Source organism: Streptococcus infantis, assembly GCF_047464715.1.
Lineage (GTDB): Bacteria > Bacillota > Bacilli > Lactobacillales > Streptococcaceae > Streptococcus > Streptococcus infantis_S.
In genome coordinates this window covers 60,238-84,142 of sequence record NZ_JASHBJ010000004.1, presented here as the reverse complement: position 1 = coordinate 84,142, position 23,905 = coordinate 60,238, and the positions used below count along the sequence as shown (strand labels likewise).

The following is a 23,905-nucleotide window of genomic DNA, read 5'->3' as shown; positions in this document are numbered from 1 at the left end:
TTAATATGCTTAGATTAAAAAGGTGGTTTACACTAGTGTAAACCACCTTTTGTATTCATGATTACTACATTTGAGCACAAGTGCTATTCCTTCTTTAAAGGTCGCTTTTTCAGTGCAAATATGGTATAATATTGCGCAAGAGGTTTGTAATGAAAAAAAATGAAATGAATCCCTTTTTTATATACTTATTTGTTGGGATTGACTTTATAATCATGACTGTATTGGTTATTTTTCTTCAAAATAACCTAGTCACAATAGCATGCTTATTTTTCTTAATGGTGGCATTTCTTCTGCTATTTTATTTTCAGAAGAAATCTTATCAAAAAACAGAAATTGAACAAATCCAGTACGTAAACCATCAGGCGGAAGATAGTTTAAGTTCACTCTTAGAACAGATGCCGGTTGGAGTTGTCAAACTAAACATGGAAAGTAGTGAGATTGAGTGGTTCAATCCCTATGCAGAGTTAATGCTGACAACGGAGGATGGAGAAATCGACCTTCCTCAAGTTCAAGAAATTATAAAAACATCCATCTCTTCGCCGGGTATTTATGCCAATGTGGGAGAAAAACGTTACGCTGTGCACCTAGATAGAAATTCTGGTGTGCTCTACTTTTTTGATGTTTCTGGAGAGTACGAAGCCACTGTAGAGTTGGTTACGAGTCGCCCTGTTATCGGTGTTATTTCGGTAGATAACTATGATGATTTAGAGAATGAAACATCTGAATCAGACATCAGCCATATTAATAGTTTTGTTGCGAATTATGTCGCAGAGTTTACTGGAAAACATAAGATGTTCTCTCGCAGAGTGACCATGGATCGTTTTTACTTGTTTACCGACTATACGGTATTGGAGCAATTGATGCAGGATAAATTTTCTGTAATTGATACCTTCCGTGAAGAAGCTAAAAAGAGAGAGTTGCCGTTAACTATGAGTATAGGTATATCATACGGTGATGGAGACCATGAGAGCATTGGTAAAGTTGCTTTATCAAATCTCAACCTTGCAGAAGTTCGTGGTGGAGACCAAGTTGTTGTCAAAGAGAATGATGAGACGAAAAATCCAATTTATTTTGGTGGTGGTTCTGCAGCTTCTATTAAGCGAACAAGAACACGTACTAGAGCGATGATGACGGCAATCTCTGAAAAGTTGAGAAGTGTCGACCATGTATTCGTAGTTGGTCATAAAAACTTAGACATGGATGCTTTAGGCTCTGCTGTTGGTATGCAATTGTTCTCTAGTAACGTCTTGGATGAAAGTTATGTGGTTTATGATGCAGAACATATGTCTCCGGACATCCATCGTGCCATTCAATTTTTAGAGAATGAGGGAGTAACAAAACTCATCCCTCTAACTCAAGCTATGGAAATGGTCACTAATCGTTCCTTGTTAGTGATGGTGGACCACTCTAAGACCGCTTTAACCTTGTCAAAAGAGTTTTATGACTTATTCACGCAAACGATTGTTATCGACCACCATAGACGAGATCAGGATTTTCCGGAAAATGCTGTTATCACCTATATCGAGAGTGGAGCAAGTAGCGCGAGCGAGCTTGTAACAGAGTTGATTCAATTCCAAAACTCTAAGAAAGCACGCTTAAGTCGTATTCAAGCTAGTGTTCTCATGGGCGGTATGATGCTGGATACTAAGAATTTCACCTCTCGTGTAACTAGCCGTACCTTTGACGTGGCAAGTTATCTAAGAACACGTGGAAGTGATAGTATTGTTATCCAGGAACTTGCGGCGACTGACTTTGAAGAGTATCGATTGGTTAATGAGCTAATCTTACAAGGACAGGCTGTACAACCTTCAATTCTTGTCGCTCAAGCCAAGGATACTAAGGAGTATGATACGGTAGTGATTAGTAAAGCAGCTGATACTATGTTAGCCATGTCAGGTATTGAGGCTAGCTTTGTCATTGCAAAAAACAGCCAAGGGGATATTTCCATCTCTGCACGAAGTCGAAGTAAGATCAATGTGCAACGGATTATGGAAGAATTGGGAGGTGGAGGCCACTTCAACCTGGCAGCTGCCCGACTGACAGATATGACTCTGCAAGAAGCAGGTGATAAACTAAAAACCGTTATTTCTAATGAAATTAGAGAAAAGGAGACAGAAGAATGAAAGTAATCTTTTTAGCAGATGTAAAAGGCAAAGGAAAAAAAGGCGAAATCAAGGAAGTGCCAACAGGTTATGCGCAAAACTTTTTGATTAAGAAAAACCTTGCTAAAGAAGCGACTTCTCAAGCAATTGGTGAGTTGCGTGGCAAGCAAAAATCGGAAGAAAAAGCACATGCTCAACTTCTTGCAGAAGCACAAGAAATCAAGGCGAAACTTGAAGCAGAAGAAACAATCGTTGAGTTTGTTGAAAAAGTTGGTCCAGATGGAAGAACTTTTGGTTCAATTACTAGCAAGAAAATTGCGGAAGAACTCCAAAAACAATTTGGAATTAAAATTGATAAACGTCATATTCAAGTTCAATCTCCAATTCGAGCAGTTGGCTTGATTGATGTTCCGGTAAAAATTTATCAGGATGTGACTAGCGTCATCAATCTTCATGTAAAAGAAGGCTAATCTAGATTTGAGTAATTATGTTGTAAAAGGAAGGGAAATCTGATGGCAGAAGTAGAGGAACTACGAGTTCAGCCCCAGGATATCTTGGCAGAACAATCTGTATTGGGAGCTATATTTATCGATGAGAGTAAACTCGTGTTTGTTCGAGAATATATAGACTCTCGAGACTTCTTTAAGTATGCTCACCGTTTGATTTTTCAGGCCATGGTTGACTTGTCAGATCGTGGCGAAGCCATTGATGCAACGACTGTTCGCACGATCTTAGATGATCAAGGTGATTTGCAAAATATTGGTGGTTTGTCCTACCTTGTTGAGATTATCAACTCTGTACCAACCTCTGCAAACGCTGAATACTATGCAAAAATTGTAGCAGAGAAAGCCACTCTTCGTCGTCTGATTGCTAAGTTGACGGATTCTGTAAACCAAGCTTATGAAGCCTCTAGCCCTGCAGATGAAATTATTGCTCAAGCAGAAAAAGGCTTGATAGATGTCAGTGAAAATGCAAATCGTAGTGGTTTTAGAAATATTCGAGACATTCTAAATCTTAACTTTGGAAACCTGGAAGTTCGATCGCAACAAACGTCGGATATTACAGGGATTGCAACTGGTTATCAAGATTTGGATCATATGACAACTGGTTTGCACGAGGAGGAATTGATTATTCTTGCTGCTCGACCTGCGGTTGGTAAAACTGCTTTTGCCTTGAATATTGCTCAAAATATTGGAACCAAGCTTGACAAGACCGTTGCAATTTTCTCTCTCGAGATGGGGGCAGAGAGTTTGGTCGACCGTATGTTGGCTGCCGAAGGACTAGTAGAGTCTCATTCTATCCGTACAGGACAACTGACTGAAGAAGAATGGCGCAAATATACGATTGCTCAAGGGAATCTTGCTAAAGCAAGCATCTATATTGACGATACACCTGGAATCCGAATTACAGAGATTCGATCACGCGCCAGAAAATTGGCTCAGGAAACAGGCAATCTTGGATTGATCTTGATTGACTACCTGCAGCTAATTACAGGGACTGGTCGTGAAAATCGTCAACAAGAGGTTTCAGAGATTTCACGTCAGTTGAAAATTCTGGCCAAAGAATTAAAGGTTCCTGTAATTGCGCTAAGTCAGCTGTCACGTAGTGTTGAACAACGTCAAGATAAAAGACCGGTGCTATCAGATATTCGTGAGTCGGGATCTATCGAGCAAGATGCGGATATCGTAGCCTTTCTTTATCGTGACGACTATTATGAGCGTGGTGGCGAAGAAGAGGAAGGTCTTCCGAATAACAAAGTAGAAGTTATTATTGAGAAGAACCGTAGCGGGGCACGTGGAACGGTAGAATTGATTTTCCAAAAAGAGTATAACAAGTTTTCAAGTATTTCGAAGAGAGAGGAACAAAGATGACAGATGCATTTACAGATGTAGCCAAGATGAAAAAAATCAAAGAAGAAATCAAGGCGCATGAAGGACAAGTAGTGGAAATGACCTTAGAAAATGGTCGTAAACGCCAAAAGAATCGCTTAGGAAAACTTATCGAAGTTTATCCATCACTCTTTATCGTTGAATTTGGAAATGTTGAAGGAGATAAACAAGCCAATGTCTATGTTGAATCCTTCACCTATTCTGATATTTTAACAGAAAAGAATTTGATTCACTATTTGGATTAAGGTTGAAAGTGGGAGTTTTCTCACTTTTTTCTTTTTCTTTCGAATGATATAAATGAGGTCAACCTCAAAAATTTATCTATTCGAAGGAGAATGAATGGCATTTAGTAAAAAGAGAACTTTGCTTAAAAGAACGACTGTGGGTACAGCTTCACTATTGTTAGCAGGAGCTTTTCTGTTTGGTGGTGGAACTGTTCATGCCAACCAGGCAAACAATGGATCGTTGGCACGTGGAGATGATTATCCTTATTATTATAAAAATGGAAGTCAAAATATTGATAAATGGCGCCTATACTCCAGACAGTGTACATCTTTTGCTGCTTTTCGATTAAGTAGTGTAAATGGATTCGAACTACCAGCTGCTTATGGGCATGCGAAAGAATGGGGCTATCGAGCTCAAAAAGAAGGATATCGTGTGGATCAGAGACCAGCGATTGGGGCAATTGCTTGGAGCACGAGGGGAACTCATGGTCACGTAGCTTGGGTTTCTAACGTGATTGGAGATATGGTTGAAATCGAGGAGTACAATTACGATTATACAGAAACGTATCATCGTAGGACGGTTAAAGCAAGTACTATGACTGGGTTCATTCATTTTAAAGATGTGGGGAATGCTAGTGTAGGAAATAATCAATCTGTACTAGCTTCTAGTGGAACTCACTACTTTACAGAAAAAGCAGCTATTATGAATCAGCCATCATTGACATCTACTATTATCGATTACTATGAACCTGGAATGAGTGTTCATTATGATCAGACTCTTGAAAAGGATGGCTATAGATGGATTAGTTATATTTCACGAAGTGGGAACAGACGTTATATCCCCTTAATTAAAACGGAAACCTCGAAGAATGGATGGGAAAAACAGGGAACAATCTGGTACTACTATGAACATGGCAAAGTCGCACTTGGATGGAAAAAGATAAACGGAAGTTGGTATTATTTCCAAACAAATGGTGCCATGAGAACAGGATGGTTAAAAGACGGTTCTAAGTGGTACTACTTGAAATCATCTGGGGAAATGCAGACAGGATGGTTGAAGGATAAGGGCATTTGGTATTATCTCGAAAGCTCAGGTGCAATGAAGGCTAGTCAGTGGTTCCAGGTTTCAGGGAAATATTATTACGTGAACGCATCTGGAGAATTGGCAGTAGATACGATTATCGATGGTTTCCAAGTTGATAGCAATGGTGCGCGAGTTGAAAAAACATCCCAATAAGCCTTCTCCTTTAATCTAACTCTTAGCAATGGTATTTTTCCCTGCTTTCCTATATAATGGGTGTATGGACAAGAAAAAATTATTATTGATTGATGGTTCTTCAGTTGCTTTCAGAGCATTTTTTGCACTTTACCAGCAACTGGATCGTTTTAAAAATGACAATGGACTACATACCAATGCAATCTACGGATTTCATCTGATGCTAAATCACCTACTGGAGCGTGTCCAACCGAGTCATATTTTGGTTGCTTTTGATGCGGGGAAAACGACTTTCCGTACAGAGATGTATGCTGATTATAAGGGCGGTCGTGCTAAGACTCCAGATGAGTTTCGTGAGCAATTTCCCTTCATTCGTGAGTTGCTAGATCATCTTGGGATTCGTCACTATGAATTGGCTCAGTATGAGGCAGATGATATCATTGGAACTCTTGGCCGCTTGGCTGAGAAAGAGTCTTTTGATGTGACGATTGTCAGCGGAGACAAGGACTTGATTCAGTTGACGGATGAGCATACCGTGGTTGAGATTTCTAAGAAAGGTGTAGCTGAGTTTGAGGCATTTACACCGGATTATCTCATGGAAAAGATGGGTATCACACCAACTCAATTTATCGATCTTAAGGCTCTCATGGGAGATAAGTCGGATAATATCCCTGGCGTAACTAAGATTGGTGAAAAGACAGGTATTAAGCTTTTGCTAGAATATGGCTCGCTTGAAGGTATTTATGAAAATATTGATGAGATGAAGGCATCGAAGATGAAGGAAAATCTCATCAATGATAAGGAGCAAGCCTTTCTGTCTAAAATACTAGCGACCATCGACACGAAAGCGCCAATCGAGATAGGTCTGGATGATTTGGTTTATAGTGGGCCAAATGTGGAAAGCTTAGGTAAATTCTACGATGAGATGGGTTTTAAACAGCTCAAGCAAGCCTTGAATGCTTCTCAGACTAACCAAGCTGAGACTTTGAATTTCACTATGGTGGATAAAGTAAGTCAAGATATGCTGAGTGAAGACTCCATCTTCCACTTTGAACTTTTTGGAGAAAACTATCATATAGATGATTTAGTTGGCTTTGCCTGGTCTTGTGGAGACAAACTTTACGCTACAGATAAGCTAGAACTTCTGCAGGATCCGATTCTTAAGGATTTTCTAGAAAAAACACCTCTGAAAGTGTATGACTTTAAGAAAGCTAAAGTTCTCTTAAATCGCTTTGGTTTGGACTTGCAGGCTCCTGCTTTTGACAGTCGCTTGGCTAAGTATCTTCTCTCAACAGTAGAGAATAATGAAATTTCAACCATTGCTAGTCTATACGGTAAGACATATTTACCTGATGATGAGACCTTCTACGGCAAGGGTGTCAAGAAAGCTATCCCTGAGCGAGAGAAATTCTTGGAACACTTAGCTCGTAAGGTTGCTGTTTTAGTTGAAACTGAACCTGTTTTACTTGACAAGTTAAATGAGAATGGGCAACTAGACCTTCTCTATGAAATGGAGCAACCTTTGGCCCTTGTTCTAGCTAAGATGGAAATCGCTGGGATCAAGGTCAAAAAAGAAACCTTGCTTGAGATGCAAGCTGAAAATGAGCTCGTCATCGAAAAGCTGACGCAAGAGATTTATGAACTAGCTGGTGAGGAATTTAATATCAACTCGCCTAAACAGCTTGGCGAATTGCTTTTTGAAAAGCTAGGTCTCCCACTCGAATACACCAAGAAAACTAAGACCGGTTACTCGACAGCAGTAGATGTCTTGGAACGTCTAGCTCCTATTGCCCCAATCGTTAAGAAAATTCTCGATTACCGTCAGATTGCTAAGATTCAATCCACTTATGTAATCGGTCTACAGGACTGGATTTTAGCGGATGGCAAGATTCACACGCGCTATGTACAGGATTTGACTCAGACCGGTCGTCTGTCTAGTGTGGATCCAAACTTGCAAAATATCCCTGTTCGATTGGAACAAGGTCGTCTTATTCGTAAGGCTTTTGTGCCAGAGTGGGAGGATAGTGTCCTTCTCAGCTCGGACTACTCACAGATTGAATTGCGCGTTTTGGCGCATATCTCTAAGGATGAACACTTAATTAAGGCCTTCCAAGAAGGAGCGGATATTCATACCTCGACAGCCATGCGGGTCTTTGGGATTGAACGTCCTGAGGATGTGACTCCGAATGATCGTCGTAATGCCAAGGCTGTTAACTTTGGAGTGGTCTACGGAATTTCAGATTTTGGTTTATCGAATAATCTGGGCATCAGCCGTAAAGAGGCTAAGGCTTACATTGATACCTACTTTGAACGCTTCCCAGGTATCAAAAACTACATGGATGAAGTGGTACGTGAGGCACGTGATAAGGGTTATGTAGAGACCCTCTTCAAACGTCGCCGTGAGTTACCAGATATCAATTCGCGTAACTTTAACATTCGTGGTTTTGCGGAACGTACAGCTATCAACTCACCTATCCAAGGTTCGGCTGCAGATATTCTCAAAATCGCTATGATTCAGTTAGATAAAGCCTTGGTAGCAGGTGGTTATCAGACTAAGATGCTGTTACAAGTACACGATGAAATTGTACTTGAGGTGCCTAAGTCAGAATTAGCTGCTATTAAAAAACTTGTCAAACAAACCATGGAAGAAGCCATTCAACTCAGTGTGCCACTGATTGCTGACGAAAATGAAGGTGTAACTTGGTACGAAGCTAAGTAGAAAATAGATTATCAAACAAAAAGAAATCCCCTTGAACAATATGGTTCAAAGGGGATTTTTCTTTCAGGAAAAGACAAAAGCGAAACTATCTAGCTAATAGTAGAATTTATTTGCTTTGTTTCTGTTGCTCTTTTTTGGCAAGGATTGGTAGAATAACACCCAAACCAATCAGAATAATTGGGGTCAAGATATTTGTAAGAAGAGAGAATTGCCAAGCAGTTGGATTCTCAGCATAGTTAATTTTTGGAACCATACCAAGGATACAAGCAAAGGCAGTAAAGAGGAAGCACCAAGTACCGATAATAAAGCCAAGCTTAGGATTGTTCACAAACTTGTATTCGGCATTTTTGTATGTTTTCCAAGCGCGATTAAGCATCATGTAGGCAAGGAATACCCAGAGATAACGCATCGGCATCACGATAGAATTAAGGTTGGTCATCCATTTTACAAGTCCGTCAATTTCCTGGATACCAAAAATTGGAAGGATGATGATGAGACTGACGAGGACGCCCGTAAGGAGATAACCATTAATGAGTACGCCTTTTTTAGTACGTTTGCGAAGCCAACTTGGGATAAAGTTTTCATCTGCGTTATTGAGAAGGATTTGTAATGGTGCGTCAATGGAGAAGGCAAGTGCTGCGATTTGTCCGACCATGTTTGTGAGAGCATAGATCACAACAAATAGGTTTCCAACGCCCCAATAATTTCCTAACATTTGGAAGGCTTGATAAGCACCATTACGCATGAGGTCTTCAGGGATATTATTGCCATCAAATAGCATTCCCATGGCAACAGAACCGAGGATAGCAGAGAGACCGACCATGATGGCCATGACAATCATACCTTTTGGAAATTCTTTTGCAGGGTTGCGAGTTTGATTGACATATGGGGAAATTTTTTCACAACCACCAACTGCAAAGACTAGTAGTGAGATCGTTGTAAAATAAGAAAAATCAAAATTTGGAATGTAGGTACTCAGTTGATCCATGTGTGGTGTCGCAAACTGGATGTCTGGTTTGATGAAAGGTAACCCGACAGCCAAAAGCACAAAGAGTAGAGACATAATCAACATAGCACTTCCTGCCAAGCTACCGATGACTTTTAGAGTTGCTAATCCTTTTGTAGAAAGGTAAAGGAAAAGTCCAAAAATTAGTAAGCAGAGAATAACAATCCAGTGGAAGTCAATTTGTTTTAGAAATTGACCGTTGCCTTGTAAGGCCCATCCAAGCGGAATCAGGATTCCTTGAGGTTTTTGTGCGAGGTAAGGGATATGCACAACCCAGTAGGTCCAAGCGGCAAAGTAGGCGAGACGTTTGGTTGATGTTTTTTCAACCCAGTCACTAACACCGCTTCCACTTTCCTTAAAGGTAGAACCTAGTTGTCCGACAATGAGGGAATATGGGATAAAGTAGAGTGCGAGGATTAAAACCCAAGATACGACGACTGAAATTCCCTGTTGAGAATAGTTATTGACGACGTTTCCCAGCCCCCAAACCATGTTGAAGGCAATCAGAGATACCATCAGCCAATTAAGTTGGGGTTGATCTTTTTTCATAACAAAATTTAAAATTTACTATAAAAATTGTAAAAAACAGCTAACAGATAGGCACTAGGATTGCTTAGTTGAGGAAAAGTTATCCACAATCTGTGGATAACTCAAGGTATCAACAACAACTGTCTCTTTATAATTTTAATAGGAAAAAGAGAGACGAAATTTATAGAATAGGAAACAAATCAATCTTCTATAAACCTTGTTAGGACAAGGTTTATAGACTTTATTCTCTTGCACATCCTATGAACTTGGATTGGAAAGATATTTTGGAAAATCTTGAAAATATTTTCCGAAGAAAGTTTGAAGGTTATTCACAGTTTGTGGATAACTTTATATGGATAAGAAAACCCCTTTGCGTCTGACAAAGGGGTTAGGTTATTAATGCTTTGGCAACCAGCTGAGGGCAAAGTCAAGAGTCTTGGCATTGAGCAGTTCCTGATGGCTGATGCTTTGTTTTTCTTTCCCATCCAGTCGGCAGTCTTTTACAAAATAGAAGTGTTCATGATTTTGCTGAGTACGAATATCCAACCACTGCTCTTTTTCTGCAAGATAGACACGAAGGTGGTCAAAGAGTGGAATTCCAAGGTCATAGTTTGCTTTTCCTGGACAGGTTGGGTAAAGCCCAAGAGCAGACCAGACATACCAAGCTGATAGACTACCGTTATCCTCGTCTCCTGGATAAGCATCCCAGCCAGATCGAAAGGCTTTTTGACGAAGGGTCTTGATTAAGAGACTGGTATATTGAGAATAATTACTGTAGCGGAAAAGGTAAGGGATGTGGAAACTTGGTTGGTTTGAAATGGTTAGTTGACCAAATGGCGCTGTTGCCATTTCGCTCATTTCATGGATTTCATAACCATAGCCGGTCGTTTCAAAGAGAGGGAGACTTTGACAAGTTTTCAAAAGATAGTTGCTAAAGGCTTCTTTTCCTCCCATTAGTTGGCTAAGTCCAGAAATATCATGTAAGACACCGAGACTGGCTTGAACGGCTGAACACTCAGCGTAGTCACGACCCCAACTATAAGGAGAAAAGTCAGGACGGAAGTTGCCATCTACATCACGCGCCCTCATGTAGCCTGTTTCAGGGTCAAATAGATTTTGATAATTCTTAGAATATTGGGAATAAGTTTGTGCTAGTTCTTCTTGACCCAATTTTGCTGCGCAGGTAGAGATGCAAAAATCACTATAAGCATAGTCCAGTGTATGACTGACACTTTCATGATAATCTGTGGATAGGTAGCCAAGTTCTTGGTATTGAGCAAGACCGTGTCGCCCGTTGACAGCTTTTGGATCTGCCTTGGTCGCAGTTTCAATCATGGCTTTGAGAAATTCTTCTTCAAGTTCAGGTGCCATGCCTTTACAAGCACTATCTGCAATAAGACCATCAATCAAAGTACCAGGCATCATTCCTCGTTCGTCAGGAGCAAGCCACTTAGGGAGATAGCCAGTGTCGCGGTAGCTATTAAGGAAGCCCTCAAGAAATTGGTGATAGTATTCCGGAATAATCAAGGCAAAGAGTGGGAATGAAGTGCGGAAGGTATCCCAAAAACCATTGTTGGTGAAGAGTAGACCAGGCTTGATCGTTCCTGAAGCAAGGTCCATATGAATATTCTCGTCCTGCTCATTCACCTCATAGAATGTTTGCGGGAAAAGAAAGAGTCTGTAAAGACAGTGGTCAAAAAATGTTCTGTCTACTGAGCCGGTTTCCACGACATCAAAACGACCTAGAAGGTCTTCCCAGCTATCTTTAGCATCTGTTTTTGTTTCTTCAAAATCTTGTTTAGGAAGATTAAAGAGGGCTTGCTCTTTGGAAATAAAGGAAGTTGCCAGTTGAACTTGAGCTTCTGCTCCAGCCAAGTCAATACGCCAGTCTTCCCCCTCTTGATTGATAGATTCAATATCCGTAGAGAATGCGAGGACAGTGAACATGACTAGGGGACTTTTGTTTGTTTCTGTTAATCCACTTTGTCGAAAGTCGATAGTACGATTATCCACTTGCTCTAATGTTAAATCATCAGCTGCATGAACATAGAGTGAGAGGTTCTTGCCTTGTGTTTGTCTTAGTTGAATAGAAGCTCCATAGCAAGTCGGTGTGAGTTGAGTTTCAATCTGGTAACGTTCAGAAAAAATTCTGAGATAATGGGGATTGAAAATGGCACGCTCCAAGTTATAGGAAGACTGACGATAGAAGAGCGTGTCACCGCTGATTTTTCCTGTAACAGGAGTCAGTAGTAACCAAGAATAATCACCAATCCAAGGGCTAGGCTGATGGGTTAATCGAATACCCTGAAATATGGGAAGATGGGGATCAAAAAACCAAGATCCTTCCTGATCACTAGTTTGTGGAACAAAGTAATTCATCCCAAAAGGCACTCCAGTGTAGGGTAGGGTGTTGCCTCGTGAAAATGCATGTTTACTAGCTGTTCCAAAACGCGTATCAATGGTTTCAAGTATAGGTTTCATAGAATATCCTTTAGTCGTTTTCTACATTATATCAGAAAATTTAGCCTTTAGAAAAGGAGTTTTAAATATAACAATTTTGTAGAAAAATGACTATCATTTGTGTATATATTTTCTGGGCTAAAAGCTATATACTGAAAATGAAAATCTGTTTGAAAGAGGCAAAATAGTTTATGGTTTATTCTAAAGAAATCGTCAGAGAATGGTTGGACCAAGTAGCGGAGCGTGCCAAGGATCATCCTGAATGGGTGGATGTCTTTGAACGTTGCTACACAGATACTTTAGACAATACAGTTGAAATCTTAGAAGATGGCTCAACTTTTGTACTAACCGGGGATATTCCAGCTATGTGGCTCCGTGATTCAACTGCTCAGCTTAGACCATACCTTCATGTGGCAAAAAGAGACCCTCGTTTGCGCCAGACCATTGCTGGCTTGGTTAAACGCCAGATGACTTTGATTCTCAAGGATCCCTATGCCAACTCTTTCAATATTGAGGAGAACTGGAAGGGTCATCACGAGACAGACCATACAGATCTCAATGGCTGGATTTGGGAACGTAAGTATGAAGTGGATTCGCTTTGCTATCCCTTGCAATTGGCTTATCTCCTTTGGAAGGAAACTGGTGAGACTAGCCAGTTTGATGAGACTTTTGTTACAGCGGCCAAGGAAATCCTTCATCTTTGGACGGTGGAGCAAGATCACAATAATTCACCATACCGTTTCGTTCGTGACACTGATCGCAAGGAGGATACCTTGGTAAATGATGGATTTGGTCCTGACTTTGCTGTGACAGGAATGACCTGGTCAGCCTTCCGTCCAAGTGATGACTGCTGTCAGTATAGCTATCTGATTCCATCCAATATGTTTGCAGTGGTTGTCTTGGGTTATGTCCAAGAAATCTTTGCAGAATTGACTCTAGCCGATAGTGAGAGTATCATTGCAGATGCCAAACGCCTCCAAACTGAGATTCAAGAAGGAATCGAAAATTACGCCTACACTACAAATAGTAAGGGTGAAAAGATTTATGCCTTTGAGGTAGACGGTCTAGGAAATGCTAGCATCATGGACGATCCTAACGTGCCAAGTTTGTTGGCTGCTCCATATCTTGGTTACTGTGATGTCAATGACGAAGTGTATCAAGCCACTCGTCGCACCATTCTCAGTCCTGAAAATCCCTACTTCTACCAAGGAGAATACGCTAGTGGTCTCGGAAGTTCTCATACCTTCTACCGCTATATCTGGCCGATTGCCCTTTCTATCCAAGGATTGACAACGATGGATAAGGCGGAGAAAAAACATTTGCTAGATCAACTCGTTGCCTGCGATGGTGGAACAGGTGTCATGCACGAAAGCTTCCACGTAGACGATCCGACTCTCTACTCTCGTGAATGGTTCTCATGGGCCAACATGATGTTCTGTGAATTAGTCTTGGATTACTTGGATATCCGCTAATACTCTTCGAAAATCAAATTCAAACCACGTCAGCTTCGCCTTGCCGTATATATGTTACTGACTTCGTCAGTTCTATCTACAACCTCAAAGCAGTGCTTTGAGCAACCTGCGGCTAGCTTCCTAGTTTGCTCTTTGATTTTCATTGAGTATAAGGAGCACGCTTTAGCTTCACAGATTCTTGTAAAGAATCACAAATATATTTTTAAATTTAAGTTAGAATGAGGTTTTACTCATGGAAAATGTTGTTGTACATATCATCTCTCACAGCCACTGGGATCGTGAGTGGTATCTACCTTTTGAAAGTCACCGGATGCAATTGGTGGAACTTTTTGACAATCTGTTTGATCTTTTTGAAAATGATCCTGAGTTCAAGAGTTTCCACTTGGATGGACAAACCATCGTCCTCGATGACTATTTAGAAATTCGTCCTGAAAACCGTGACAAGGTGCAGCGTTATATCGACGAAGGCAAGCTCAAGATTGGTCCTTTTTACATCTTGCAGGATGACTACCTGATTTCAAGTGAAGCCAATGTCCGCAATACCTTGATTGGTCAATCTGAATGCGCTAAATGGGGCAAATCAACTCAAATTGGTTACTTCCCAGATACCTTTGGAAATATGGGGCAAGCACCTCAAATCCTTCAAAAATCAGGCATTCACGTAGCAGCCTTTGGTCGTGGTGTGAAGCCAATCGGATTTGACAACCAAGTCCTCGAAGATGAGCAGTTTACCTCTCAATTTTCTGAGATGTACTGGCAGGGTGCGGATGGTAGCCGTGTACTCGGCATTCTATTTGCTAACTGGTACAGTAACGGGAACGAAATTCCGGTAGATAAAGACGAAGCTTTAGCTTTCTGGAAACAAAAATTGTCAGATGTTCGTGACTATGCATCGACTAATCAATGGTTGATGATGAACGGATGTGATCACCAACCAGTTCAACGAAATTTGAGTGAAGCCATTCGTGTGGCAAACGAACTTTTCCCTGACGTGACCTTTGTTCACAGCTCCTTTGATGAATACGTTCAAGCAGTCGAAAGTGCACTTCCTGAACACCTATCAACTGTTACAGGTGAGTTGACTAGCCAGGAAACGGATGGTTGGTACACCCTTGCCAATACCTCATCTTCACGTGTTTATCTCAAACAAGCCTTCCAGGAAAACAGCAACTTGCTAGAGCAAGTCGTGGAACCATTAACTATTCTTACAGGAGGGCATAATCATAAAGATCAGTTAACCTATGCTTGGAAAACGCTCTTGCAGAATGCCCCACACGATAGCATCTGCGGATGTAGTATTGACGAAGTTCACCGTGAAATGGAAACTCGCTTTGCCAAGGTCAACCAAGTTGGGAACTTCGTCAAAACAAACCTTCTCAATGAATGGAAACACAAAATAGCAACTCAAGAAGCACAAAGCGACCACCTCTTTACAGTCATCAATACTGGATTACATGACAAGGTTGATACTGCCAGTGTTGTGGTAGATGTAGCCACTTGTGATTTCAAGGAATTGCACCCGACAGAAGGTTACAAGAAGATGGCAGCTGTGACCTTGCCAGATTACCATGTTGAAGATTTGGATGGCCATGTCCTTGAAGCCAAGATTGAAGACTTGGGAGCAAGTTTTGGTTATACCTTGCCTAAGGATAAATTCCGTCAGCCTTATATCGCTCGTCAAGTGCGCGTGACAATTCCAATTCGCCTTGCTCCGCTTTCTTGGGCAAGCTTCCAATTGGTCGAAGGTCAAGTAGATCACCGTGATGGTATTTACCAAAATGGAGTCATTGATACACCATTCGTGACAGTGAGTGTAGATGAAGGAATTACAGTCTACGACAAGACTACTAACGAAGCCTACGAAGATTTCATCCAATTCGAGGACCGTGGTGATATCGGGAATGAGTACATTTATTTCCAACCAAAAGGAACTGAACCAATTTATGCTCAACTGAAAGGTTATGAAGTCTTAGAAAACAATGCTCGCTATGCAAAAATCTTGCTCAAACATGACTTGACTATTCCAGTTAGCGCAGATGAAAAATTGGATGCTGAACAAAGAGGTATCATCGAGTTCATGAAACGAGATGCAGGTCGTTCAGAAGAGTTGACAACCATTCCTCTTGAAACAGAAATGACAGTCTTTGTGGATAATCCACAGATTCGCTTCAAGACTCGCTTTACCAATACAGCCAAAGACCACCGCATTCGTCTCTTGGTCAAAACTCATAACACACGCCCAAGTAATGATTCTGAAAGCATCTATGAAGTTGTGACAAGACCAAATAAGCCGGCAGCTTCTTGGGAAAATCCTGAAAATCCACAACACCAACAAGCCTTTGTCAGTTTGTATGATGATGTAAAAGGAGTGACCGTATCCAATAAAGGATTGCACGAATACGAAATCCTTGGAGACGACACCATGGCTGTAACTCTTCTCCGTGCTTCAGGTGAGCTAGGTGACTGGGGCTACTTCCCAACACCAGAAGCCCAGTGTTTGCGCGATATCGAAGTTGAGTTTGCAGTAGAATGCCATCAAGCAGGCGAACGTTTCTCAGCCTTTCGTCGTGCAAAAGCCTTCCAGGTGCCATTTACAGCTCTTCAAGTTGCAAAACAAGAGGGTAGCGTTGCAGCAACAGGTAGTCTCTTTAACCATGCGGTACTGAACTTGCCACAAGTCTGCCCAACAGCCTTTAAAGTTGCTGAAAATGAAGAAGGATACGTCCTTCGTTACTACAATATGAGTCAAGAAAATGTTCGCGTGTCTGACAAACAACAAACCATTCTTGACTTGTTGGAACGCCCATATCCAGTTCACTCAGGATTATTGGCACCGCAAGAAATTCGTACAGAATTGATTAAAAAAGAAGAAATTTAATTTCAAAAAGAAAACATAAACAGAAAGGAGGAGCGAAAAAGTAAGAACCAACTGCTGATTCGCTCCTTTTTGCAGGTGAAAGCAATGACCATTGCAACGATTGATATCGGAGGGACTGGCATTAAGTTTGCTAGTCTAACTCCTGATGGAAAGATTTTAGATAAAACCAGCACCCCAACTCCAGAAACTTTAGAAGATTTGCTAGCTTGGTTGGACCAACGCTTGTCAGAACAGGACTATCGTGGGATTGCCATGAGTGTGCCAGGAGCGGTCAATCAAGAAACAGGAGTGATTGAGGGGATTAGTGCCATTCCTTATATCCATGGTTTTTCATGGTATGAGACCCTTGCTCATCACCAACTCCCTGTCCATCTAGAAAATGATGCCAACTGTGTTGGACTTAGTGAACTGCTAGCTCATCCTGAGATTGAAAATGCAGCCTGTGTTGTCATTGGCACAGGGATTGGCGGTGCTATGATTATCAATGGCAAAATTCACCGTGGTCGCCATGGCTTGGGTGGAGAGTTTGGTTACATGACAACTATCGAACCAGCAGAAAAACTCAATAACTGGTCACAACTAGCTTCTACAGGAAACATGGTTCGTTATGTGATTGAAAAATCAGGTCAGTCTGACTGGGATGGCCGTAAGATTTATCAAGAGGCGGCAGCCGGCAATGCCCTTTGCCAAGAAGCTATTGAACGCATGAATCGTAACCTAGCTCAAGGCCTGCTCAATATCCAATACCTGATTGATCCAGATGTGATTAGCCTAGGTGGCTCTATCAGTCAGAACCCAGATTTTATCAAAGGGGTGCAAAAAGCAGTAGACGCCTTTGTGGAAAGATATGAAGAATATACTATCGCTCCAGTCATTCAAGCTTGCACCTATCATGCAGATGCCAATCTCTACGGTGCCCTTGTCAACTGGTTACAGGAGGAAAACCAATGGTAAGTTTTACAGGACTTAGTCCCAAACAAGCCCAATCTATCGAAGTATTAAAAAATCACATTTCTCTACCAGATGTAGAGGTGGCAGTCTCTCAGTCTGACCAAGCTTCTATCTCTATCAAGGGTGAGAATGGGCAGTATCAACTGACCTACAGCAAACCTCATCAACTCTACCGTGCTTTATCTGTGCTAGTAACAGCTTTAGAAGAAGGTGATAAGGTAGAGATTGAAGAACAAGCGGCTTATGAAGATTTAGCCTACATGGCTGACTGTTCGCGCAATGCCGTGCTTAATGTCGCATCTGCCAAGCAGATGATTGAAGTCTTAGCTCTGATGGGTTATTCAACCTTTGAGCTCTACATGGAAGACACTTATCAAATTGAAGGACAACCTTACTTTGGTTATTTCCGTGGGGCTTATTCAGCTGAGGAATTACAGGAAATCGAAGCATACGCCCAACAGTTTGACATGACCTTTGTCCCATGTATCCAGACCTTAGCCCACTTGTCAGCCTTTGTCAAATGGGGTGTCAAAGAAGTGCAAGAACTTCGCGATGTAGAAGACATTCTTCTCATTGGTGAAGAAAAAGTCTACGACCTGATTGACGGTATGTTTGCGACGTTATCTAAACTACAAACTCGCAAGGTCAATATCGGGATGGATGAAGCTCACTTGGTCGGTTTGGGACGTTACCTTATCCTGAACGGTGTGGTTGATCGTAGTCTCCTCATGTGCCAACACTTGGAGCGCGTGCTGGATATTGCAGACAAATATGGTTTCCACTGCCAGATGTGGAGCGATATGTTCTTCAAGCTTATGTCAGCAGATGGCCAGTACGACCGTGATGTGGAGATTCCAGAGGAGACTCGTGTTTACCTTGACCGTCTCAAAGACCGTGTCACCTTGGTTTACTGGGATTATTACCAAGATAGCGAAGAAAAGTACAACCGCAACTTCAGTAACCACCATAAGATTAGCCAGGATATCGCCTTCGCTGGTGGTGCTTGGAAGTGGATTGGTTTTACGCCCCACAACCATTTCAGCCGTCTCATTGCAGTAGAAGCCAATAAAGCTTGCCGTGCCAATCAGATTAAGGAAGTTATTGTGACTGGCTGGGGGGACAATGGTGGTGAAACAGCCCAGTTCTCTATTCTGCCAAGCTTACAAATCTGGGCAGAACTCTGCTACCGCAATGATTTAGAGCGTCTATCTGCTCATTTCAAGACCAATACAGGCCTATCGGTTGAGGACTTTATGCAACTTGATCTTGCCAACCTCTTACCAGACCTACCAGACAATCTCAGTGGAATTAACCCTAACCGCTATGTCTTTTATCAGGATATTCTCTGCCCAATTCTCGACAAGCACATGACTCCTGAACAGGACAAACCGCACTTTGCTCAGGCAGCTGAGATTCTTACTGACATTAAAGAAAAAGCGGGTGTCTACGCCTATCTCTTTGAAACTCAGGCCCAGTTGAACCAGATTTTAAGCAGTAAAGTGGATGTGGGCCGACGCCTCCGTCAAGCCTATCAAGCAGGTGATAAAGAGAGCTTGCAACAAATCGCTAGAGGAGAATTGCCAAAACTCAGAAGCCAGATTGAAATCTTCCATGCTCTCTTTAGTCAACAATGGTTGAAAGAAAACAAGGTCTTTGGCTTGGATACAGTGGACATCCGTATGGGTGGCCTATTGCAACGAATCAAGCGAGCAGAAAGTCGCATTGAAAACTACCTAGCAGGCGAAATCTCTCGTATCGACGAACTAGAAGTAGACATCCTGCCATTTAATGATTTCTACGGGGATAAGGACTTCGCAGCAACGACAGCCAACCAGTGGCATACTATTGCGACAGCTTCGACCATTTATACAACCTAGGAAAACTCTATTCAGGAAGAAAGTTTCTCGTGAAACATCCTTCTTATATAAAAAAGCTCTCCACATAAAATAATTTGTGGAGTTTTTTCTATAATTTGTAGTTTAAACTGTCCTAAAAATAAGAGTATACTATTTTTGTAAACGTTATCAAGTCTAAAAAATGTGAGATTATGAAGTTTTAGAAAATAAAAAGGGAGGAAATTATGAACAAGTTTTCAAAAACTTTAAGAGATAATTGGATTTTTCTCTTAATGGTTCTACCAGGAACAATTTGGTTGATTTTATTCTTCTACATTCCAGTTTTTGGGAATGTGGTTGCCTTCAAAGACTACCATATGACTGGTGAAGGATTCGTCCACAGTATTATAAATAGTAAATGGGTTGGACTAGATAACTTTAAATTCTTGTTTAGTTCAAAAGATGCCTTTGTCATCACTCGAAACACTGTACTTTACAACCTTGGATTTATCTTTATCGGTTTGGTTGTGTCAGTTGGTATCGCCATTATCCTTAGTGAACTTCGCTCTAAGCAAATGGTTAAAATCTACCAAACATCTATGTTGTTCCCTTACTTCCTATCTTGGGTTATCATCAGTTTCTTTACAGATGCTTTCCTAAACATCGATAAAGGGCTTATCAACCACACCTTAGAAGCTCTTGGAATGAAGGGTATTAACTTCTACGCTGATGTAAGCATCTGGCCTTACCTTCTCCTTTTCCTAGGTATCTGGAAAGGCTTTGGATATAGTAGTGTGATGTACTACGCAACTATCATGGGTATTGACCCAACTTACTACGAAGCAGCGACAGTGGACGGTGCTAGCAAATGGCAACGTATCCGTAACGTAACCATCCCTCAGTTGACTCCGCTTGTGACAGTATTGACCATCCTTGCAGTCGGAAATATCTTCCGTGCAGACTTCGGTCTTTTCTACCAAATCCCTCACAACGCTGGTCAGCTCTATAGCGTAACAAACGTATTGGACGTTTATGTCTTTAACGGATTGACCCAAACAGCAGATATCGGTATGGCATCAGCAGCCGGTCTCTATCAGTCAGTCGTCGGTTTGATTCTCGTTATCCTATCAAACTTACTTGCAAGACGTGTTGATCCTAACTCAGCACTATTCTAGAAAGGAGGAGCATATGGCAAAAAAAATTCAAAAAGAAAAAATTGATAATGTTGGCATACACTCCTTCAGCAAAAAGGCAGATATCTTCTTTAGTATCATATCTGGTTTGCTGGCCTTCTCTTGTATCTTGCCTTTCATCTTCGTAATCATTATCTCAATTACAGATGAAAAAAGTATTGTTCAATATGGATATAGCTTCTTCCCATCGAAGTTTGGTGTAGATGGATTCCAGTTCTTGGCTCAATTTAAAGACAAAATTTTACAAGCACTCTTTATCTCAACTTTTGTGACAGTTGTCGGTACCTTGACAAACGTATTCATCACAACAACCTACGCTTATGCCATCTCACGTTCAACATTTAAGTATCGCAAATTCTTTACAATCTTCGCTCTTCTTAGTATGTTGTTCAATGCTGGTTTGGTACCAGGCTATATCGTGGTAACTCAGTTACTTCACTTGGGGGATACTATTTGGGCTTTGATTGTTCCGATGCTTCTATCACCATTCAACATCATGTTGATGCGGTCTTTCTTCAAGAAAACCATTCCAGAAGCCATCCTCGAATCGGCTCGTATTGATGGTGCTAGTGAGGCGCGGATCTTCTTCCAAATCTGTTTACCACTCTCTCTTCCAGGGATTGCGACTATCACACTGTTGACAGCACTTGGATTCTGGAATGACTGGTTCAATGCCCTACTTTACATCAAGAGTGACAACTTGTATCCATTGCAATATTTGCTCATGCAAATTCAAAACAACATGGATTACATTGCTAAGTCAGTTGGGATGTCAGGACAACTTGCAGTTGCCCTACCAAAAGAAACAGGTCGTATGGCCATGGTCGTAGTTGCGACTGTTCCAATTGCGATTCTCTATCCTTTCTTCCAACGCTACTTTGTAAAAGGTTTAACTATCGGTGGTGTTAAAGAATAAGAGACGCTGAGAAACAAGTTTTCTCTACCCTATCTAACTTTTCTTTGTTGAAAAGTAGATCACTAAAATTGTTTTAAATTTAAAAATAAAAAAAGGAGTTTTTATCATGAAAAACTGGAAAAAATATGCTTTTGCATCAGCTAGCCTTGTAGCTTTGGCTGCTAGCCTTGCAGCTTGTGGTAACCTTAAAGGAAATAACCAAAAAGCTGCTGAATCATCATCATCAGGTGATGCAACTGTTATCAAAATGTACCAAATCGGTGACAAACCAGATAACTTGGATGAATTGCTAGAAAATGCAAACAAAATCATCGGAGAAAAAGTTGGTGCTAAATTGGATATCCAATACCTTGGTTGGGGTGATTACAGCAAGAAAATGTCAGTTATCACTTCATCAGGTGAAAACTATGATATCGCCTTTGCAGATAACTATGTCGTAAACGCTCAAAAAGGTGCTTATGCTGACTTGACAGAATTGTACAAGAAAGAAGGAGCTGACCTTTACAAAGCGCTTGACCCAGCTTACATCAAAGGTAACACTGTAAACGGTAAAATCTATGCAGTTCCAGTTGCAGCCAACGTTGCATCTTCACAAAACTTTGCTTTCAACGGCCCACTTCTTGAAAAATATGGTATCGATATCTCAGGTGTAACTTCATACGAAACACTTGAACCAGTATTGAAACAAATCAAAGAAAAAGCTCCAGATGTAATGCCATTCGCTGTTGGTAAAAACTTTATCCCATCAGAAAACTTTGACTACCCAGTTGCAAATGGTCTTCCATTCGTCATTGACCTTGAAGGCGACACTACTAAGATCGTAAACCGTTACGAAGTTCCTCGTTTCGTAGAACACTTGAAGACTATGCACAAATACTATGAAGCAGGATACATTCCAAAAGACGTAGCAACTAGTGATACTTCATATGACCTTACTCAAGATACTTGGCTTGTTCGCGAAGAAACAGTAGGACCAGCTGACTACGGTAGCAGCTTGCTTTCTCGTGTTGCTAACAGAGACATCCAAATCAAACCATTCACTAACTTCATCAAGAAAAACCAAACAACTCAAGTTGCTAACTTTGTAATCTCAAACAACTCTAAGAACAAAGAAAAAGCAATGGAAGTGTTGAACCTCTTGAATACTAACCCAGAACTCTTGAACGGTCTTGTTTACGGTCCAGAAGGCAAGAACTGGGAAAAAGTTGAAGGTAAAGAAAACCGTGTTAAAGTCCTTGATGGATACAAAGGAAACACTCACATGTCAGGATGGAACACTGGTAACAACTGGATCCTTTACATCAACGAAAACGTAACAGATGAACAAATTGCACAATCTAAGAAAGACTTGGAAACTGCAAAAGAATCTCCAGCGCTTGGATTCATCTTCAACACTGACAACGTGAAATCTGAAATCTCAGCTATCACTAACACTATGCAACAATTCGATACAGCTATCAACACTGGTACTGTAGACCCAGAAAAAGCTATTCCAGAATTGATGGAAAAACTTAAATCTGAAGGTGCTTACCAAAAAGTATTGGATGAAATGCAAAAACAATACGACGAATTCTTGAAAAGCAAAAAATCATAAGAATAATTGATTTCGTGTATTCATTCCTAAAAGATGCGATCACTGCCTTGTCTGGAGTTTTCCAGACGGGGTGGTGATTTTTTTTAGAATAAATACATATAATTATCTGTATTTTGAACCCAGGCATTTGCCTTACAAGCATCGTTGGTAATAAGTATATGAAAAAATACCATCTTATTTTCAAAACTAGTGCAATCTTATCCTACTTATTTTTCGTATATGGACTTTCTCAGCTAACACTTATAATCCAAAACTACTGGCAATTTTCTTCTCAAATTGGCAATTTTTTCTGGATTCGAAATCTTGTCAGTCTAGTCTTCATCGGACTGATGGTATGGATATTAGTCAAGACAGGTCATGGATATCTTTTTGTTATTCCAAAGAAAAAATGGCTTTGGTATACAGTTTTGACGATTCTCGTAGCTGTGCTTCATATAACGTTTAATTTCCAAACGGCTAGACATGTTCAGTCTACCTATGAAGGTTGGGCCGTGTTGATCGGTTATAGTGAGACAAATTTTGCCGAGTTGGGACTCTACTTGACCTTATTTTTCCTAGGGCCTCTGATGGAAGAGTTGATTTATAGAGGATTGCTCCAACATGCCTTCTTTAAAGATTCGAAATTTGGGCTTGACCTGATTCTTCCTTCGGTTTTATTTGCTCTTCCTCACTTTACAAGTTTTCCCAGTGTACTAGATATTCTTGTTTTTGCGACATTTGGAATCTTTTATGCGGGTCTAACTCGCTATACCAAGAGTATCTATCCTGGTTATATCGTTCATGTTATCAATAATATTGTCGCAACCTTACCATTTTTGTTAACATTTCTTCATCGAATATTCAGCTAAAACAAGACCTGTTTTCAGGTCTTGTTTTCAATTTTCGGTCAAATAAATTGCGTTCGCTTTCTTGAGGGAGTATA

16 protein-coding genes are annotated in these 23,905 nt (G+C 40.9%); 14 read left to right on the top strand and 2 right to left on the bottom strand.

All coding sequences use genetic code 11. The annotated features are described in order from the left end of the window. The first annotated feature begins 275 nt into the window (after positions 1-275). From QM419_RS07415 to polA, 6 genes are all read left to right on the top strand, one after another. Positions 276-2,123, top strand: a complete 1,848-nt coding sequence (locus tag QM419_RS07415; RefSeq protein WP_414278361.1) for a DHH family phosphoesterase — start codon at positions 276-278, stop codon at positions 2,121-2,123. Continuing rightward, positions 2,120-2,572, top strand: coding sequence for a 50S ribosomal protein L9 (rplI, locus tag QM419_RS07410; protein ID WP_178895608.1), 453 nt, complete (start codon positions 2,120-2,122; stop codon positions 2,570-2,572). The genes QM419_RS07415 and rplI overlap by 4 nt, the downstream gene beginning before the upstream one ends. Positions 2,573-2,614: 42 nt before the next feature. Beyond that, positions 2,615-3,973, top strand: a complete 1,359-nt coding sequence (gene dnaB, locus QM419_RS07405; protein WP_414278360.1) for a replicative DNA helicase — start codon at positions 2,615-2,617, stop codon at positions 3,971-3,973. Continuing rightward, positions 3,970-4,236, top strand: a complete 267-nt coding sequence (locus QM419_RS07400; protein ID WP_000128621.1) for a Veg family protein — start codon at positions 3,970-3,972, stop codon at positions 4,234-4,236. Before dnaB ends, QM419_RS07400 begins: the two co-directional genes overlap by 4 nt. Before the next feature lie 94 nt (positions 4,237-4,330). Then, a complete protein-coding gene (locus tag QM419_RS07395) occupies positions 4,331-5,452 on the top strand; it encodes an SH3 domain-containing protein (protein WP_178895606.1) in 1,122 nt (373 codons plus the stop codon). Positions 5,453-5,516: 64 nt separating this feature from the next. Then, a complete protein-coding gene (polA, locus tag QM419_RS07390) occupies positions 5,517-8,150 on the top strand; it encodes a DNA polymerase I (RefSeq protein WP_414278359.1) in 2,634 nt (877 codons plus the stop codon). Between the two features lie 106 nt (positions 8,151-8,256). On the opposite strand, the gene QM419_RS07385 is transcribed toward polA, so the two are convergent. Together QM419_RS07385 and QM419_RS07380 are read right to left on the bottom strand one after the other, a co-directional pair. Beyond that, positions 8,257-9,705, bottom strand: coding sequence for an APC family permease (locus tag QM419_RS07385; RefSeq protein WP_414278358.1), 1,449 nt, complete (start codon positions 9,703-9,705; stop codon positions 8,257-8,259). Positions 9,706-10,080: 375 nt separating this feature from the next. Beyond that, positions 10,081-12,165 (bottom strand): GH92 family glycosyl hydrolase, encoded by a 2,085-nt coding sequence (locus QM419_RS07380; protein ID WP_414278357.1) that lies wholly within the window; start codon positions 12,163-12,165, stop codon positions 10,081-10,083. Positions 12,166-12,335: 170 nt separating this feature from the next. Here QM419_RS07380 and QM419_RS07375 point away from each other — a divergent pair, with 170 nt between their 5' ends. The 8 genes from QM419_RS07375 (at position 12,336) to QM419_RS07340 (ending at position 23,831) form a co-directional block, all read left to right on the top strand. Beyond that, entirely contained in the window at positions 12,336-13,616 is a 1,281-nt protein-coding gene (locus QM419_RS07375; RefSeq protein ID WP_414278356.1) for a glycoside hydrolase family 125 protein, read from the top strand. A gap of 232 nt (positions 13,617-13,848) precedes the next feature. Next, positions 13,849-16,494: an alpha-mannosidase gene (locus tag QM419_RS07370; protein ID WP_414278355.1), complete on the top strand. Its 2,646-nt coding sequence runs from the start codon at positions 13,849-13,851 to the stop codon at positions 16,492-16,494. Positions 16,495-16,578: 84 nt separating this feature from the next. Beyond that, complete coding sequence (locus QM419_RS07365) at positions 16,579-17,448, top strand: ROK family protein (protein WP_414278354.1); 870 nt, start codon at positions 16,579-16,581, stop codon at positions 17,446-17,448. Continuing rightward, positions 17,442-19,322, top strand: a complete 1,881-nt coding sequence (locus QM419_RS07360) for a beta-N-acetylhexosaminidase (protein ID WP_414278353.1) — start codon at positions 17,442-17,444, stop codon at positions 19,320-19,322. The genes QM419_RS07365 and QM419_RS07360 overlap by 7 nt, the downstream gene beginning before the upstream one ends. A 203-nt stretch (positions 19,323-19,525) precedes the next feature. Next, positions 19,526-20,455 carry an ABC transporter permease gene (locus QM419_RS07355; RefSeq protein ID WP_006151078.1) on the top strand — a complete coding sequence of 310 codons (930 nt, stop codon included), beginning with the start codon at positions 19,526-19,528 and terminating at the stop codon, positions 20,453-20,455. A 13-nt stretch (positions 20,456-20,468) separates the two neighbouring features. Continuing rightward, positions 20,469-21,389, top strand: coding sequence for a carbohydrate ABC transporter permease (locus QM419_RS07350; protein ID WP_195183527.1), 921 nt, complete (start codon positions 20,469-20,471; stop codon positions 21,387-21,389). A gap of 106 nt (positions 21,390-21,495) precedes the next feature. Next, a complete protein-coding gene (locus tag QM419_RS07345) occupies positions 21,496-22,983 on the top strand; it encodes an ABC transporter substrate-binding protein (RefSeq protein WP_414278352.1) in 1,488 nt (495 codons plus the stop codon). Positions 22,984-23,141: 158 nt separating this feature from the next. Further along, positions 23,142-23,831 carry a lysostaphin resistance A-like protein gene (locus QM419_RS07340; RefSeq protein ID WP_414254573.1) on the top strand — a complete coding sequence of 230 codons (690 nt, stop codon included), beginning with the start codon at positions 23,142-23,144 and terminating at the stop codon, positions 23,829-23,831. Positions 23,832-23,905: the final 74 nt, after the last annotated feature.

Excerpts from the sequence above, each read along its gene's own strand:
- QM419_RS07415 (WP_414278361.1), top strand. The coding sequence starts at position 276 with ATGGTGGCATTTCTTCTGCTATTTTATTTTCAGAAGAAATCTTATCAA.
- rplI (WP_178895608.1), top strand. The coding sequence starts at position 2,120 with ATGAAAGTAATCTTTTTAGCAGATGTAAAAGGCAAAGGAAAAAAAGGC.
- dnaB (WP_414278360.1), top strand. The coding sequence starts at position 2,615 with ATGGCAGAAGTAGAGGAACTACGAGTTCAGCCCCAGGATATCTTGGCA.
- QM419_RS07400 (WP_000128621.1), top strand. The coding sequence starts at position 3,970 with ATGACAGATGCATTTACAGATGTAGCCAAGATGAAAAAAATCAAAGAA.
- QM419_RS07395 (WP_178895606.1), top strand. The coding sequence starts at position 4,331 with ATGGCATTTAGTAAAAAGAGAACTTTGCTTAAAAGAACGACTGTGGGT.
- polA (WP_414278359.1), top strand. The coding sequence starts at position 5,517 with ATGGACAAGAAAAAATTATTATTGATTGATGGTTCTTCAGTTGCTTTC.
- QM419_RS07385 (WP_414278358.1), bottom strand. The coding sequence starts at position 9,705 with ATGAAAAAAGATCAACCCCAACTTAATTGGCTGATGGTATCTCTGATT.
- QM419_RS07380 (WP_414278357.1), bottom strand. The coding sequence starts at position 12,165 with ATGAAACCTATACTTGAAACCATTGATACGCGTTTTGGAACAGCTAGT.
- QM419_RS07375 (WP_414278356.1), top strand. The coding sequence starts at position 12,336 with ATGGTTTATTCTAAAGAAATCGTCAGAGAATGGTTGGACCAAGTAGCG.
- QM419_RS07370 (WP_414278355.1), top strand. The coding sequence starts at position 13,849 with ATGGAAAATGTTGTTGTACATATCATCTCTCACAGCCACTGGGATCGT.
- QM419_RS07365 (WP_414278354.1), top strand. The coding sequence starts at position 16,579 with ATGACCATTGCAACGATTGATATCGGAGGGACTGGCATTAAGTTTGCT.
- QM419_RS07360 (WP_414278353.1), top strand. The coding sequence starts at position 17,442 with ATGGTAAGTTTTACAGGACTTAGTCCCAAACAAGCCCAATCTATCGAA.
- QM419_RS07355 (WP_006151078.1), top strand. The coding sequence starts at position 19,526 with ATGAACAAGTTTTCAAAAACTTTAAGAGATAATTGGATTTTTCTCTTA.
- QM419_RS07350 (WP_195183527.1), top strand. The coding sequence starts at position 20,469 with ATGGCAAAAAAAATTCAAAAAGAAAAAATTGATAATGTTGGCATACAC.
- QM419_RS07345 (WP_414278352.1), top strand. The coding sequence starts at position 21,496 with ATGAAAAACTGGAAAAAATATGCTTTTGCATCAGCTAGCCTTGTAGCT.
- QM419_RS07340 (WP_414254573.1), top strand. The coding sequence starts at position 23,142 with ATGAAAAAATACCATCTTATTTTCAAAACTAGTGCAATCTTATCCTAC.